We start from the raw sequence: 1,775 nt of genomic DNA, 5'->3' as shown, positions 1-1,775 counted from the left end.
TACGTCGCCGGCGTAATATCCCGCGGAATCCGCCAGCCGCAGGCCGCGATCCGGCCAATCATCTGCGTGGCTGCTGTAAAGCTCCACGTCCCTACATGCTGGAACCCGCGGGCTTCAAGTAACCGGATCTGCCGTGCCGTGGCTAAGCCCATTTCCTTGCGTTTGATGAGTTTATCCAACAGTAGCTTAGCCTTACCGGCGCTTTCGATTTCATCAGGGAAAATGCCGAACTTTTCAAGGGCTGCCAGTTGCTTCTGCGTCGGCGGCGCCATTTCCCAGCCAAAGGCCGGCACATAGCCGCTCAGGTCTTCGGCCTGAATCGACAGCTCAAACTGCAGCGGATCGACAAGCTTACGCTTCCGCTTCTTCATGGCTGCCAGTTTTTCCGCCAGAGCCCGTTCCCGGTCGGCTACGACGTCTTCAGCGGCTTCTTTCTCTAATATTTCCAAGTCTTCCGGCTTGCCTGATTCGTTGAGCTTTTCCGTCATCTTGGCCGCTACGTCGTTGCTCTCGGCAATGAGGCAGGCCGGACGGCATAACTCGTGCTTTTCCGTGTTCCACAGGAAATCTAATAACAATACGTTATCCTTTCCCGGAAAGAGCCGCGTGCCCCGGCCGACCATCTGGCTGTACAGGCTGCGGCTTTTCGTTGCCCGCAGGACGATAACACAGTCGACACTCGGGCAGTCCCAGCCCTCCGTCAGTAACATCGAGTTACATAAGACGTTATATTTTCCCTCGTCAAAATCCTGTAATATTTCGGCGCGGTCGTCGCTGTTGCCATTGACTTCGGCAGCGTGGAAACCAGCCTCATTTAAGATGTCACAAAACTTTTGGCTGGTCTTAACCAGCGGCAAAAACACGACGGTCTTGCGGTCAGCGCAGTACGTCAGCATCTCTTTGGCAATCTGCGACAGGTACGGGTCCAGAGCAGACCCCAGTTCCCCGGCCTTGTAATCGCCGGCAGACATACCAACGCCAGAAATGTCAATCGTAAGAGGGATGGTTTGAGCCATAATCTTACACAGATAGCCGTCTTTGATGGCCTGCGGCAGGCTGTACTCATAGGCCAAGCTTTCATAGTATGTCCCCAGATTTCGCATATCGGCCCTGTCCGGCGTTGCCGTAACGCCTAATACCTTGGCCCTTTCAAAATACTGTAAAACGTGCTGATAACTGTCTGAGACGCTGTGATGGGCTTCGTCGATGATGATGGTATCGAAGAAATCTGCCGGAAACTGCTTCAGCCGCTTATCCCGCATGAGCGTTTGCACGCTGCCGACGACAATACGGTACCAGGACCCGCGGCAGGTCTGTTCGGCTTTTTCCACGGCGCACTTTAAGCCCGTCGCCTGTAGGATCTTATCGCCGGCCTGTTCCAGCAGCTCGCCGCGGTGGGCCATGATAAGGACCCGCTCGCCGACACGCACGCGAGATTCGGCGATTTTCGCGAATACGATGGTCTTTCCGCATCCCGTCGGGAGGACCAGCAGTGTTCTGTCATGCCCTTCGTCCCATTCCCGCAGGACGGCCTCCATAGCCGCCTGCTGGTACGGGCGGAGCGTTACCGCGCCCATTTAAAACGCTCCCATCGTATAGCTTCCGTTCGCCTGATCTGCAACAGCGGAAGACTGGTCTTTATCGTAAAATTTCTTGACCTGATTATATTCCTTATCATTGTATTTACGGATACCCAGGCGGAACCGGCCCGTCGCGCCGATGACTTCGTTCCAGCGGATACGGAATTTGCCATCGCCCCGCTTAGCATGACCAAT

General features: G+C 55.2%; 2 protein-coding genes. Both read right to left on the bottom strand.

All coding sequences use genetic code 11. The features are described 5' to 3' along the window. On the bottom strand, positions 1-1,577 hold a 1,577-nt coding region (locus CJ260_RS12405; RefSeq protein WP_095630429.1), incomplete at its 3' end, for a DEAD/DEAH box helicase. Beyond that, positions 1,578-1,775: hypothetical protein (locus CJ260_RS12860; protein WP_198947476.1), on the bottom strand; the 198-nt coding region annotated here is incomplete at its 5' end.

The sequence above is a fragment of the Megasphaera sp. ASD88 genome (genome assembly GCF_002287425.1).
Taxonomy (GTDB): Bacteria; Bacillota; Negativicutes; order Veillonellales; family Megasphaeraceae; genus Megasphaera; species Megasphaera stantonii.
Note: the sequence above shows the minus strand (reverse complement) of the source record. Positions and strands in the feature narration are given on the sequence as shown.